At 52.8% G+C, this 13,033-nt stretch carries 14 protein-coding genes; 9 read left to right on the forward strand and 5 right to left on the reverse strand.

All coding sequences use genetic code 11. From position 1 onward, the window contains the following. From purH to VMX96_07920, 5 genes are all read right to left on the reverse strand, one after another. A partial coding sequence (gene purH, locus VMX96_07900) for a bifunctional phosphoribosylaminoimidazolecarboxamide formyltransferase/IMP cyclohydrolase (GenBank protein ID HUU63819.1) occupies positions 1 to 633 on the reverse strand: 633 nt, incomplete at its 3' end. A gap of 108 nt (positions 634 to 741) precedes the next feature. Then, positions 742 to 1,761: a phosphoribosylformylglycinamidine cyclo-ligase gene (gene purM, locus VMX96_07905; GenBank protein HUU63820.1), complete on the reverse strand. Its 1,020-nt coding sequence runs from the start codon at positions 1,759 to 1,761 to the stop codon at positions 742 to 744. Between the two features lie 3 nt (positions 1,762 to 1,764). Beyond that, on the reverse strand, positions 1,765 to 3,159 hold the full coding sequence (gene purF / locus VMX96_07910; protein ID HUU63821.1) for an amidophosphoribosyltransferase: 1,395 nt from the start codon (positions 3,157 to 3,159) through the stop codon (positions 1,765 to 1,767). Positions 3,160 to 3,211: 52 nt separating this feature from the next. Then, positions 3,212 to 3,985 carry an alpha/beta fold hydrolase gene (locus VMX96_07915; protein HUU63822.1) on the reverse strand — a complete coding sequence of 258 codons (774 nt, stop codon included), beginning with the start codon at positions 3,983 to 3,985 and terminating at the stop codon, positions 3,212 to 3,214. 2 nt (positions 3,986 to 3,987) lie between these two features. Next, positions 3,988 to 4,797, reverse strand: a complete 810-nt coding sequence (locus VMX96_07920; GenBank protein ID HUU63823.1) for a TlyA family RNA methyltransferase — start codon at positions 4,795 to 4,797, stop codon at positions 3,988 to 3,990. A gap of 336 nt (positions 4,798 to 5,133) precedes the next feature. Between VMX96_07920 and VMX96_07925 the strand changes: the two genes are divergently transcribed. The 9 genes from VMX96_07925 (at position 5,134) to rplD (ending at position 13,000) form a co-directional block, all read left to right on the forward strand. Then, entirely contained in the window at positions 5,134 to 6,174 is a 1,041-nt protein-coding gene (locus VMX96_07925; protein HUU63824.1) for an integrase core domain-containing protein, read from the forward strand. 166 nt (positions 6,175 to 6,340) lie between these two features. Next, the gene (gene rpsL, locus VMX96_07930; GenBank protein ID HUU63825.1) at positions 6,341 to 6,769 is read left to right on the forward strand and encodes a 30S ribosomal protein S12; all 429 of its coding nucleotides are present in this window, start codon (positions 6,341 to 6,343) and stop codon (positions 6,767 to 6,769) included. Position 6,770: 1 nt separating this feature from the next. Next, positions 6,771 to 7,241 carry a 30S ribosomal protein S7 gene (gene rpsG, locus VMX96_07935; protein HUU63826.1) on the forward strand — a complete coding sequence of 157 codons (471 nt, stop codon included), beginning with the start codon at positions 6,771 to 6,773 and terminating at the stop codon, positions 7,239 to 7,241. 5 nt (positions 7,242 to 7,246) lie between these two features. Beyond that, the gene (gene fusA, locus VMX96_07940) at positions 7,247 to 9,328 is read left to right on the forward strand and encodes an elongation factor G (protein ID HUU63827.1); all 2,082 of its coding nucleotides are present in this window, start codon (positions 7,247 to 7,249) and stop codon (positions 9,326 to 9,328) included. After that, positions 9,328 to 9,636, forward strand: a complete 309-nt coding sequence (gene rpsJ, locus VMX96_07945; GenBank protein HUU63828.1) for a 30S ribosomal protein S10 — start codon at positions 9,328 to 9,330, stop codon at positions 9,634 to 9,636. Before fusA ends, rpsJ begins: the two co-directional genes overlap by 1 nt. A gap of 92 nt (positions 9,637 to 9,728) precedes the next feature. Then, entirely contained in the window at positions 9,729 to 10,364 is a 636-nt protein-coding gene (gene rplC, locus VMX96_07950; protein HUU63829.1) for a 50S ribosomal protein L3, read from the forward strand. Continuing rightward, positions 10,357 to 11,571, forward strand: a complete 1,215-nt coding sequence (locus VMX96_07955; protein ID HUU63830.1) for an ABC transporter permease — start codon at positions 10,357 to 10,359, stop codon at positions 11,569 to 11,571. The genes rplC and VMX96_07955 overlap by 8 nt, the downstream gene beginning before the upstream one ends. Before the next feature lie 9 nt (positions 11,572 to 11,580). Beyond that, positions 11,581 to 12,330, forward strand: coding sequence for an ABC transporter ATP-binding protein (locus VMX96_07960; GenBank protein ID HUU63831.1), 750 nt, complete (start codon positions 11,581 to 11,583; stop codon positions 12,328 to 12,330). 1 nt (position 12,331) lies between these two features. Next, positions 12,332 to 13,000, forward strand: coding sequence for a 50S ribosomal protein L4 (rplD, locus tag VMX96_07965; GenBank protein ID HUU63832.1), 669 nt, complete (start codon positions 12,332 to 12,334; stop codon positions 12,998 to 13,000). Positions 13,001 to 13,033: the final 33 nt, after the last annotated feature.

The following is a 13,033-nucleotide window of genomic DNA, read 5'->3' on the forward strand; positions in this document are numbered from 1 at the left end:
ACCGTAGGATAAATCTAATATCTTCTTTACGGCGAAGGTCATCTCCTGAGGAAATACCTCGTCCTGTGGCCTGAGATAGCGAGAAATCGCAGTATCGTAAGTGGCAACGTGCTGGAAGGCCTTCTCAGCTAATTTCCTTCGCTCCGATATGACTATTTCACCGGAACTCATTTTCTGCAGTATTGGGGCGTAGTCTGCAGGGTCGACCACCACAAGGACGTGGGGGAAATTTTTGGCAGCGGCACGGATCATGGTTGGTCCGCCTATATCGATATTCTCCAGGGCTTCGGATAGGGTCACTCCATCTTTGGACACAGTCTGTACGAATGGGTATAGGTTGACCACTACCATGTCGATGGGGGTGATTCCTTTTTCCGATAGTTGTGTCATATGGCTCTCCAGGTCTCTTCGAGCGAGGATGCCACCGTGTACCACGGGGTGAAGAGTCTTCACCCGGCCGTCGAGGATCTCAGGAAATCCGGTCATTTCACCCACGCCACGCACAGGCACTCCTGCTTCCTCCAGTGCTCTCTTGGTGCCGCCGGTGCTGAATATCTCCACACCCAAATCATTTAGCCCGCGGGCAAAATCTACCAGCCCTGCTTTATCCCAGACACTTAAAATAGCGCGCACTGTTACCCCCTAATTATGATATAAAATTTCAATTGTCATCCTGCGATGTTAGTGAAATGTTTTTAGATTCTTCGCTTCGATCCGAGTTATCCAAGGGTATAAGATGCACTATATGACTACCCGCTTCCCCTCCTTTTGCTTTATCACCTCGCCGATGAGCCTGGCGCCCGGTATCTCTCTGATTAGCATGGCCGCGTCTCCGGGGGCAGTAACTACGGCCATGCCTATACCCATGTTGAACACGCGGTACATCTCTTGGTCATCGATGTCGCCCTTTTTTTGAATCAAAGAGAAGATAGGCGGGGCTTCCCAAGCCCCCCGCTCGATTATAGCCGCTAGGCCCTTTGGAAGGATACGGGGCAGGTTTCCCGGCATGCCACCTCCGGTGATATGGGCAAGCCCCTTGATTTGAGGAAGCAACGGGTTGAGCGATAGATAATAGCATCGATGGGGCTCCAGTAATTCCTCTCCCAGAGTACGATTGAGTTCGGGAAAGAACTGGTTCAGACATGAGGGGTTTTCATTAATCTGGAATATCTTCCGCACCAGGGAATAACCATTGGTGTGGAGGCCGCTCGAGGGTAGGCCGATAATGGTATCACCAGTATTTATCGAACTCCCATCGATGATGTTTCTTTTTTCTACCACACCAACGATGAACCCAACAAGGTCGTATTCCCCTTCGGGGTAGAGCCCCGGCATCTCGGCGGTCTCGCCGCCTATCAGAGCGCAACTCACCTCGGCCAATGCATGAGCCATCCCTTCGATAATGCTTTTCAGGGTCTTAGGGATCAGCTTGGCCATGGCGACATAGTCCTGGAAGAAGAGGGGAGTAGCGCCGCAGGTCAGGATATCGTTTACGCAGTGGTTTACCAAGTCCATGCCTATAGTATCATGCTTATCCAGGGCACAGGCAATCTTCAGCTTTGTGCCCACCCCGTCGGTGCTGGAGACAATAACCGGCTCCTTATATCCCTTGAGCTCAAAGAGCCCACCAAAAAAACCGAGGTCACCTATGACCTCGGGAGTAATTGTGGCATGTGCCTGTTTGCGTGCAATCTTTACTATTGTGTCTGCAGCATCGATGTCCACACCTGCGTCTCGATAGGTTCCTCTCTTGGCACCCAAGAATCACTCCTTGAGAGGCTCCAGAGCCAGCTTATCCATACCTAGCTGCACCGGCACCGGATAATCGCCGGTGAAACAGGCGAGACAGAATAGCTCCCTGGGAAGAGCAATCGATTCGATGAGCCCTTCCATGCTCAGGTAGCCAAGAGTGTCAGCGCCGATAAACTGGGCGATCTCGGGGACCTCTTTGTAGGCGGCAATTAGTTCCCAACTGCTAGCCATATCCACCCCAAGGAAGCAGGGGTGCCGAATTGGTGGTGCGCAGATGCGCATATGTACCTCCTTAACGCCACCTCGCCTGAGTAGAGAGATCACCCGCGGTGTAGTGGTGCCCCTGACGATGCTATCATCAACCAGCACCACACTCTTTCCCTCCAGCCTCTCCGGCATTGGATTGAACTTGAGTTTAACGCCAAGCTCCCTGATTCGCTGATCGGGCTCGATGAAGGTGCGTCCGACGTAGCGATTTTTTAACAGCCCCTCCGTAAAGGGGATGCCCGACGCCTGGGAGTAGCCAATACCGGCGGTGGTGGCCGAGTCTGGGACTCCGATCACCATGTCGGCAGCTACCGGGTACTCTTGGGCAAGCTTTGCCCCCATTGCCTCCCTCGCCGAATAGACACGGCGCCCGGCGATCAGGCTATCGGGTCGGGCGAAGTAGATGTATTCGAAAATGCATAAGGCCCGCTTTGTGGTGTTTCTCCTGTCCTTGTAACTTCGTAGCCCTTTGGTATTAATGACCACTATCTCACCTGGCTCGATATCACGTATGAATTGAGCCCCGATATGGTCCAGGGCACAGCTTTCCGAGGAGAGCACCCAACCACCATTGAGTTTACCTAGGCAAAGGGGGCGAACCCCGAGCGGGTCGCGAACCCCGTATAGAGCATCCTCGGTCAGGAGAACAAGGGAATAGGCACCTACCAGCCTCTTCATAGCATGTCGGATCCGCTCGGCCCATGTCTTTCTGGTAGAGGAGAGAATCAGGTAGGCGATAATCTCAGAGTCTGTGGTGGTGGTGAAGGTATAGCCCTGCTCCTCAAGCTGCTGGCGCAACTCTCTGACATTTACGATGTTGCCGTTGTGCCCCAGGGCGAGCCTGCCTGCTGGGCCCTCGACCACAATGGGCTGGGCGTTACCGGCACGGCTGGAGCCAGTGGTAGAATACCGATTATGTCCGATGGCTATGTCGCCACCGAGTTGGCTCAGTACCCTCTCATCGAAAGCCTGAGCTACCAAACCCATCTTGGTGTGCACATGAATCTGCTTCCCATCGGCGGTGGCGATGCCAGAGCTCTCCTGGCCACGGTGTTGGAGGGAGTATAGACCAAAGAAGGTGAGCCTGGCTACATCATCGCCCGGTGCATAGACCCCGAAAAGGGCGCAGCACTCTTTCATGCGTCTTTTTATTGACCCCTATACTTATTATAGCCCCTTCTCTTAGACAGGGTCAATCTATAAAGTTTCGGGCGGTGAGCCAGTTTAGCGCGCAATCCATTGCCCGCTCCTCAAGGCGAAGCCGGTGCCCGGCCCCATCTATCATCATGATCTGCTTGGGTTCACCCGCCCGCTCATAGAGTTCCCGGGCGCTCGAGGGGTACACTACGTCGTCCTGTGTACCATGGATAATAAGTAGCGGTCTCGGTGAAATATTTTCGATCCACTCAATGGGTTTCACCTTGTTAAAGCCAGCCATCCAATCAGCTACCGATGGCGGAAAACCACTGTCCTTGATGATACCGGCATGGCGAAATTGCGCGATGGCGGAATCTGCGCTCTGGCTGTCGTCAGCGAAATGAAAATAGGTGGGGCAGGCACAGATTATGACGGAGCAAACCCTAAAGTCCTGGGAGGCAACATATACGGATACAGCAGCGCCAGCGCTAAAGCCCATGACGGAAATTCTGCCTATATCCACCTCACTCCTGTGGCAAAGATAATCAAGCGCAGCCACCAGGTCCCGGGTCCACCCGGCAATATCGAAGTTGCCCTCGCTATCGCCTGTCCCCCTGAAGTTAAATATGGCAGTTAAAAACCCGTTCCGAGAGAACCTTTGGGCAAGAGCTGGATAGCCTGGATCGCCAAGGTCAGGGGGACCACCCCTAGGAATGCCGTGGCACAGGCATAGAGCGGGTACAGGTTTCGAATACTGCGGATATGGAATATAGACCTGGCCCCTAAGTTCAATGCCATCCGATTGGAAAGATATAAACTGGTGCTGCATCGCTACACCTTCAATAGAACGAAAAACTCGCGGTTTCCCGACGCCCCCGTGATGGGAGATGGGGTAAGCCCGATGAGCCTAAACCCTTTTTCGCATTCCCTGCTCATACTTTGTTCGCTCTCACCCACTTCCACCCCACACCATTCGATAGCCCAGGAGATAAATCTCCCCAGGGCGCGGGCGTGAAGCAAGGGATCCTTGACCAGTCCTCCCCTGCCCACTTGAGCCCGTCCTAACTCAAACTGGGGCTTCACCAGGCAGATTAAATTACCCTCTGGCTTTACCAATTTAGTAACATTGGGCACTACCTTCTCCAGGGAGATGAAGGATAGGTCTACGGTCGCCAGATCGACCGGTTCGGGCAGTGCGAAGGGATAGCGAGCGTTCAACCGTTCCATGATAACCACCCGGGGTTCTACCCTCAATCGGTAGTCTAGCTGTCCATAGCCAACATCGAGGGCATATACCCTGCTCGCCCCACGTTTCAGCAGACAGTCGGTGAATCCCCCGGTTGATGCGCCGACATCGAGAGCCACCAGTGAACTGACATCTATGTGAAACAAATCCAGGGCATGGGCTAGCTTAATGCCCCCTCTGCTCACGAAGGGAGGCTTATGGCGCAGGCGGATGAGGACATCCTCGCTCACCTGGGTGGCTGGTCTGTCGATTACCCTCTCATTGACCAGAACATCGCCTGCCATAATCAGGGCGTTTGCCTTGACCATGCTCTCTGTCAGTCCGCGTTCTACCAGAAGCAGATCGAGACGACGCTTCATCAGGTTTAGCATAAGCCTCACTGGGGTAACAGTCAAGGATTTGTGCCCTGGCAACGCTGGAATAGGGTCATAATTAGGTCTTCGCCATCGCTGTAAAAATGTCCATACTTAAGGCACCGCCAGCGCTTGCGCTGTTGCCCAAGATAGATCCTTTTACCATTGCTCTAGCTATTGAGCAACTTCCTTATTTTGCCCTTACAATGGCTAAAAACGTATATGCGTCCACAACAAGGGCAGGGCACTCTTTTGGGTCGCCCCTCTACCTCAACTACGATGTCTCCACCCCCCCACCTCACCTCCCTTGCATCATACTCTTTATCCCAAATTCGAATACTGATCTCGTTCAGATAGATAGGTGACACCACATGGATTATGAAAGGGTTGTATAATGGCTGCACTATGAGCGTATATAGCAGCGTGATCCCCGGGGCCAGACGCCTGGCGGGTCTTGGGGTAGAGCTATCTAAACCAGCCAGGCAGAGACTCAAATGGTTTGACTACTATAACTCACATGGTCACAATGCTCGCCTCACCTGCCGGTATTTCGGGATCAGCCCCCAGACCTTCTACCGCTGGAAGAACCGCTACGATCCCCTTTACCTGCAAAGCTTAGGGGATCGCTCACGCCGGCCTAAGCACCTGCGCCAGCCTACCTGGTCGATAGAGCTAGCCCAGGCAGTGCTAAGGTTAAGGGAGGAGTACCCCCGCTGGGGCAAGGATAAGCTGGTGATACTCCTGCGGGAGCAGGGCTGTCAGGTATCAACCTCCATGGTGGGAAGGATCATTCACCAACTCAAAGAGCGTGGAGTGCTCAGAGAACCTGTTAGGAACCATGTTTCTGCCCATAGGCGAGGGCTTAAGCGACCATATGCGGTGAGGAAGCCCAAAGACTATGAGGTTACTCAACCGGGGGGTCTGATCCAGCTGGATACCCTGGATATTCGGCCTCTGCCTGGGGTAGTGCTCAAACACCTTACTGCTCGGGATATAACCTCTCGCTGGGATGTAGTGGACGTCTATAGAAGGGCCACCGCCTCTACTGCCGCCCACTTCTTGGACAAACTGGAAAGTAGAGCTCCCTTCCCGCTGAAGGCCATACAAGTGGATGGAGGTTCTGAGTTTGAGGCTGTCTTTGAGCAGGAGTGTCAAAGGAGAAATATCAAGCTCTTCGTATTGCCGCCACACTCACCTAAGCTCAACGGCCATGTGGAGCGGGCTCACCGTACACATGTAGAGGAGTTCTACGAGGTGACCGATAGTTCCTTCGATATTGCCGAACTGAGGGCTAAACTCCTAGAATGGGAGAGTATATATAATACTATAAGGCCACATCAATCCCTGGGCTACCTCACTCCGCTTAAGTTTATAGAACGCTGGAAAGAATCTCAAGGAAAGGAGGTCATGTGTCACTAATGTACTGGACGAGTACAAATACTTGACACATCCATCAAATAGTGGTAAATTAATAAGCTAGTGCTCAGACGCTAGCCTGACAGAGGTCGAAAGGTCATGAGGGCCGGGTCAGTAAGGCAGCTCAGCTCTAAGGCTTTCGGCCTTTAACTATGATTTGGAGGTGCATGTGCCTACCGTTAACCAACTGGTTCGTAAGGGGCGTAAGAAGGCAGGAACTAAGACCAAGACGCCGGCACTGCATTATACTTACAATGCGCTAAAGGGGCGGATGCTGCAAGTGGATGGATGTCCACAGAGGCGAGGTGTTTGCACCCAGGTCAAGACGGCAACACCAAAGAAACCCAACTCAGCATTGCGCAAGGTGGCACGCGTTCGGCTAACTAATGGGATGGAGGTGACTGCCTATATACCTGGTGAGGGTCATACCCTTCAAGAGCACTCGGTAGTCCTACTTCGGGGTGGTCGTGTAAGGGATCTGCCTGGGGTGAGGTATCACATTATTAGGGGTGCTCTGGATACAGGTGGTGTGGAGAATAGGCAGCGGGGACGCAGCAAGTATGGGACGAAGCGGCCCAAGCGCTCCGGCGGAGAGTAAAATGCCTAGAAGAGCAAGGACTACAAAAAGGGATATACCCCCTGACCCGCGGTACCAGAATGTAATGGTGTCCAGACTTATTAATAGGGTGATGACCGGGGGAAAGAAGAATACCGCGGAGCGCATCGTATATGATGCCCTCAATATTATTGCAGAGCAGGTGAAAGAGCAACCTATGGATACCCTTGAGCGAGCGGTTAAAAATGCCACCCCACTTCTTAAGGTTAAGCCGCGTCGAGTTGGTGGTGCTACTTATCAGGTGCCCGTAGAGGTGAGGGCTGATCGTGGCCTGTCTCTGGCATTACGCTGGCTCATCGAAGCAGCTCGGGGTCGTGGGGGTAAGTCCATGGCAGAGAAGCTGGCAGCGGAGGTCTTGGATGCTGCCCAGCGGCAGGGGGCCACTATTAAAAAGCGCGATGACACCCATAGGATGGCTGAGGCAAATCGGGCCTTTGTTCATTATCGATGGTGAGAAAGATGTCAAGAGTATTTAATCTGGAGCGTATCAGGAATATCGGTATCATTGCCCATATCGATGCGGGCAAAACGACACTTACCGAGAGGATACTTTACTATACCGGCCGCACCTATAAGCTGGGCGATGTGGACGATGGCACCACAGTGATGGACTGGATGGCACAGGAGAGAGAGCGGGGGATAACAATTACCGCTGCCGCTACCACCTGCCAGTGGCTGGACCATCGCATCAACATTATCGACACCCCTGGGCATGTTGACTTTACCGCGGAGGTGGAACGAAGTCTTCGGGTGCTCGATGGGGGTATTGTCGTCTTCGATGCAGTAGCTGGCGTTGAGCCCCAGTCGGAGACGGTCTGGAGGCAAGCGGATCGCTACGGTGTTCCCCGGATTTGCTTCGTTAACAAGATGGACCGCGTAGGTGCCGATTTCCACCGTACCGTAGATATGATTAGGGAGCGGCTTTGTGCAAGTGCCCTACCAATACAATTGCCACTGGGAACTGAGGACTCCTTTAAGGGTGTTATCGATCTAGTGGCGCAAAGGGTCTGGGTTTTCTCAGATGATCCGAGTAGAAGCCCCGTGGCAGAAGATATTCCTCATGATTATGAGGAAATCTCAATTAGGTATAGGGATGAGATGATAGAGAGGCTCGCCGAAAGCGACGATCAGTTGATGACTCTCTATTTAGACGGGAGAGCAATAAATAACTCAGCTATTGAAGAAGCCCTCAGGCGTGCTACCATAGCAAATAGCGTGGTACCTGTTCTTTGTGGCAGTGCCCTGAGGAACAATGGCGTCCAGCCCATGCTGGATGCCGTTGTTTCATATCTTCCCTCACCTATTGATGTGCCACCGGTGGTAGGCACTGACCCCAGGAATGGAAAAGAGCTTAAGCGCTCCCCTACCGATGGCCTTCCCTTAGCTGCCCTAGCATTTAAGGTAGTCTCCGACCCATTTATCGGCAGGCTGGTCTATTTCAGGGTTTATTCAGGGAAGATAGAGCCTGGGGATCAGATCTATAACTCCATAAGGGAGCGTCGGGAGAGGATCGGAAGATTGCTGCAGATGCATGCCAATCGTCGTGAGGAGATCAAGCTGGTCGAGGCAGGTGATATCGCCGCCACCTCGGGTTTGAAAGGCACCTTCACCGGTGACACGCTGTGTCACAGTAGTGCACCCATCGTACTGGAGACGATTCGCTTTCCACAGCCGGTGCTATCCGTAACAATCGAGCCCAAATCAAGGGTAGATCAGGATCGCCTAGACGATGCCCTGACTAAATTGGCCCAGGAGGATCCCACTTTCATTACACGATATGACGAAGAAACAGGGCAGACGATTATTTCAGGCATGGGTGAGCTTCACCTCGAGGTCATCGTAGAACGGCTGCTACGTGAGTACCAGGTAGGAGCAAATGTTGGCAAGCCCCGGGTTTCCTATAGGGAGACTATTACGGTGCCGGTAAAGGTGGAGGGCAGATTCATCAAACAGTCTGGGGGACGGGGGCAATACGGTCATGTATGGATAGAGCTTCACCCAAGAGAACGTGGGAGCGGCTTTGAGTTTGTGAACGGAATTAGAGGTGGTATTATTCCCAAGCAATACATACCGGCTGTTGAGAGAGGGATCAGTGGGGCTATGGAGGGTGGCGTTCTGGCTGGCTACCCCCTGGTAGATATCAGAGCTACACTATATGATGGGAGCTTTCATGAGGTTGATTCCTCTGAGATAGCCTTCAAGATAGCCGGTGCTATGGCGCTAAAGGAAGGGGTAAAGAAGGCCAAGCCAATGATTCTTGAGCCTGTTATGAAGGTGGAAGTGGTCACTCCGGAAGCGTTCATGGGCGATATCCTTGGAGACCTTAACTCGAGGAGGGGGCGGGTTACCAGTATCGACAGCCGTGGTGACACCAAGATAATCCGCTGCTTTGTCCCACTAGCAGAGACCTTCGGCTATGCTACCGACCTCAGGTCGATGAGCCAGGGGAGAGCAACCTTCGCCATGGAGTTACATCGCTATGAGGAGTTGTCCCAATCACTGGCTGATCAGCTTGCGGTCAAAGTGGGAGGAGTTGCCTGATGCCCAAGCAGAAAATCCGCATAAAACTTAAGGCATACGACCATCGCATATTGGATCAATCGGCAAGGCAGATCGTGGAGTGCGCGGAGCAGACCGGGGCTAAGGTGGTGGGCCCAGTACCACTGCCTACACGTATTAAAAAATTCTGTGTAATACGCTCTCCCCATGTTGACAAGGACTCCAGGGAGCAGTTTGAGATTCGCACCCACAAGCGTCTGATCGATATCCTTGAGCCCTCCTCCAGGACAGTCGATGTGCTGACACGGCTGGATCTACCGGCAGGGGTCGATATAGAGATCAAGCTTTAGGAGTTCGATAGAGCGACTCAATAGAGAACAAGGCCATAAAAGTGTGTAAAAAGCGAGTGAATAGAAAGTAAGGGCACGGATAGCTCGAAAAGATGATGCAAGGAATTATCGGGCGAAAGCTGGGGATGACCCAGGTTTTTATGGAGGATAGAACGGTAGCGCAGGTTACCGCCATCGCCGCCGGCCCGTGCCTGGTTACACAGATTAAACGGGTGGGGAAAGAGGGCTACGATGCCATTCAGCTTGGCTTTGGCGAGGCGAAACGTCTCAACTCTCCAGAGAAGGGGCATCTCAAGAAGTTAGGTATGTTTAAGCACCTCAGGGAGTTTGAGGCTGAAGATATCGCTGCTATACAGCTAGGACAGGTTGTGGATGTGAGCATCTTCAAGCCCGGCGACCTTGTCGATGTCACCGGTATCTCCAAGGGGAAAGGCTTCGCCGGAGTGGTGAAGCGTTACCATTTCGCTGGTGGCCCCAAGACCCACGGTCAATCAGACCGTCATCGCGCCCCGGGCTCCATAGGGGCAACCACCAGCCCGGGCAGGGTGTTCAAGGGGAAAAAGATGCCGGGTCATATGGGAAGTGAGCGGGTGACAGTGCGTCACCTCAAGGTGATCGAGGCGGATGCTGACCGCAACCTGCTCCTGGTTCGCGGTGGAGTGCCCGGTGCCAGAAACGGGCTGGTTACCGTCAGGAAATCGACAGGCCAAAGGGAAACCCTTGTTTAGATTTGGCATTTCCAACGCCTTCAGGAGAAAGGGTATCGCCATTTTCGCCATCCTGGGTACTGCCCTGGGCATTGCCCTGATGACGGTGTTACTCAGCATTTCAGCGGGCATGAATACGATGATAGATGACATGAAGGAGGATATGGCAACGGGCATCGCCGTATACCCAGCAGTCGACCCCCTCGGTTTCATGTTGCCCAGCAGTATAGGTATGCCCATTTCATATGCAGACGAAATACGTAATATAGAAGTCGAGAACGAGCAGGCGGTAAGTAGAGTAATCCCCCGAGTGAATTACTTTGTTGCTACTACGGATTATGACTTTGGTGATCCCATGGGTACGATTTTATATGGTGTGGACTTAGAAGAATATATGGAACCAGACGATCCATATAATCCAGACAATATTTTACCCGGTGGTCAACCCCTTACTCCTTTGAGTAGAAATGAGGTAATAATAGGTAAAGATGCCCAGAACGCTGCAACGGGAGACTATGCCCAAGTAGGTGGAACGATGGAGTTAGCCGTACGGGGCAGGGATGAGAGCATTTCTGTAATTGTAGTTGGTATATTCGAAACCGGTAATAACTTCTACGATTTCAGTCTTTTCACCGATATTAATACCGCCAGAAGTTTGATGCCAGAGGTTGTTAAGTTTTATCAAGATGGAGTAAATTTCATAGCGGTAGATGCTGTTGATGTATTTTATGTAAATGATGTCGCCGGTATCATAGTTGAACTGTTTAAGAATGAACCCGTTCAAGTCAGTACAACAGGAGCCTTGGATATACTGGATAACTTTGCAGAAATGATGGGCACCATGGAGAGCTTCCTGTGGATTATATCCCTGGTTGCGGCGATAGCCGGCGGTATCTCCATATTTATTGTCATGCTTATCTCTGTTATCGAGAGGACAAAGGAGTTCGGCATCCTCAAGGCATCGGGCTGGTCCAATAGGAACATCATCACCTCGGTGGTGGTTCAATCAGTCACCATTGGCCTGCTGGGCGCTCTGGTGGGGCTCGCCATCGGATATGGAAGTGGGCAGGGCATCGATTCCTACGTTGGAATGGACATCGCTGTTATTACGTGGGAGTTGGTGGTTGAGATATGCGCCTTCGGTATACTTGTGGGTGTAGTAGGCGGGCTCTACCCGGCAGTGCGGGCGGCGCGGGTAAGCCCCATAGAAAGCCTGAGGGCTTTGTAGGTGAGAGAATTGAGTGAGCATCGAACTGGGCAGGAGAACCACTTTGAAGTGGGGCCGGTTGAGGAGCAGCGGGCGAGCATTGTGGTTACCCAAAAGCTGACTAAAATATATGGCAGGGGGGCTACCAGGGTGACGGCGCTCAAGGGGGTGAACCTCAGGGTGAGGAGAGGGGAATTTATCGCTATACTGGGACCATCGGGAAGCGGCAAGACTACCCTCCTCAATATGCTGGGTGCTCTGGATCGCCCCACCGAGGGCAGGGTGATTATCGATCGGATGGTGACCAGCATGGTGCCGGAGCGGAGGCTTTATAAAATCCGCCGCGAGAAACTGGGCTTCATTTTCCAGACCTATTATCTGGTGCCGACCATGAACGCCCTGCAAAACGTGCTCATGCCGGTGTTACCCATAAGGAGGAACAAGCGGTATGAGAAAAGGGCTGAGAGGCTCTTGGATATGGTTGGACTTAAAGGCCGCATGCATCACAAGCCGGGCGAGCTATCTGGAGGCGAGCAGCAACGGGTGGCAATAGCCCGTGCCCTGATCCTGAATCCCTCCGTTATCCTTGCCGATGAACCCACCGGTAATCTGGATTCCAAGACGGGTGCAGACATTATCGAGCTTATGCAACGGCTAAACAGGGAGCGTGATAAAACCTTTATTATTGTGACCCATGACCGCCGCTTAGCCGATAACGCCGAAAGGGCACTGTACTTGGAGGATGGCAGGCTATCCGATATCCTCCCTGAGGAGTATTGAAATGGTGCAGGTTCCCGTTCATAATGTAAAAGGCGAGGTTGTCGACCACATCGAACTTGATGATGCCATCTTTGGGGTGTCCCAGAACGATGCGGTATTGCACCAGGCTCTAGTGATGCAGTTAGCCAATGCCCGTCAGGGCACAGCAAGTACCAAGACTCGAGCACAGGTTGCCGGCGGCGGGCGGAAGCCCTTCCGCCAGAAAGGAACCGGAAGAGCGAGGCGTGGTAGTGAAACATCACCGCTACTTCGTGGTGGGGGCATAATCTTCGGTCCCCATCCCAGGAGCTATCGTCAGGCGATGCCTAAAAAGATGCGCCGCCTCGCCCTTAGGTGCGCACTATCGGCAAAGGTGGTCAGTGGTGAAATGATCGTAGTGGACGATCTCGCCTTGAGCGAGCCCAAGACAAGGGAAATGGCCAGTATCCTAGCGGCATTAGGAGTAGGCCCCTCGGCACTTATTGTCACCGCCGAGCCCGATCTAAATGTTTATAAATCGGCGCGGAATCTTGAACGGACGAAGACACTGCCCGCCGATATGCTAAATGTCGGCGATCTACTTTCCTACCACACACTGGTGCTCACCCTGGCGGCAGTACAGCATGTGGAAGAGATGGGGACATCAAAGCTAAGGAAGCCGGTCAAGACCTCAGCACAAAATAGTGTATAGATAGTCCGCCGGGAGATGAATATGGATAGCGCG

The sequence above is a fragment of the Dehalococcoidia bacterium genome, from assembly GCA_035528575.1.
Classification (GTDB): Bacteria; Chloroflexota; Dehalococcoidia; order E44-bin15; family E44-bin15; genus DATKYK01.

Coding starts and splice junctions, on each gene's coding strand:
- VMX96_07925 (HUU63824.1), top strand. CDS start 5,134: ATGAAAGGGTTGTATAATGGCTGCACTATGAGCGTATATAGCAGCGTG.
- purF (HUU63821.1), bottom strand. CDS start 3,159: ATGAAAGAGTGCTGCGCCCTTTTCGGGGTCTATGCACCGGGCGATGAT.
- rpsJ (HUU63828.1), top strand. CDS start 9,328: ATGCCCAAGCAGAAAATCCGCATAAAACTTAAGGCATACGACCATCGC.
- rpsG (HUU63826.1), top strand. CDS start 6,771: ATGCCTAGAAGAGCAAGGACTACAAAAAGGGATATACCCCCTGACCCG.
- rplC (HUU63829.1), top strand. CDS start 9,729: ATGATGCAAGGAATTATCGGGCGAAAGCTGGGGATGACCCAGGTTTTT.
- VMX96_07915 (HUU63822.1), bottom strand. CDS start 3,985: ATGCAGCACCAGTTTATATCTTTCCAATCGGATGGCATTGAACTTAGG.
- rplD (HUU63832.1), top strand. CDS start 12,332: ATGGTGCAGGTTCCCGTTCATAATGTAAAAGGCGAGGTTGTCGACCAC.
- fusA (HUU63827.1), top strand. CDS start 7,247: ATGTCAAGAGTATTTAATCTGGAGCGTATCAGGAATATCGGTATCATT.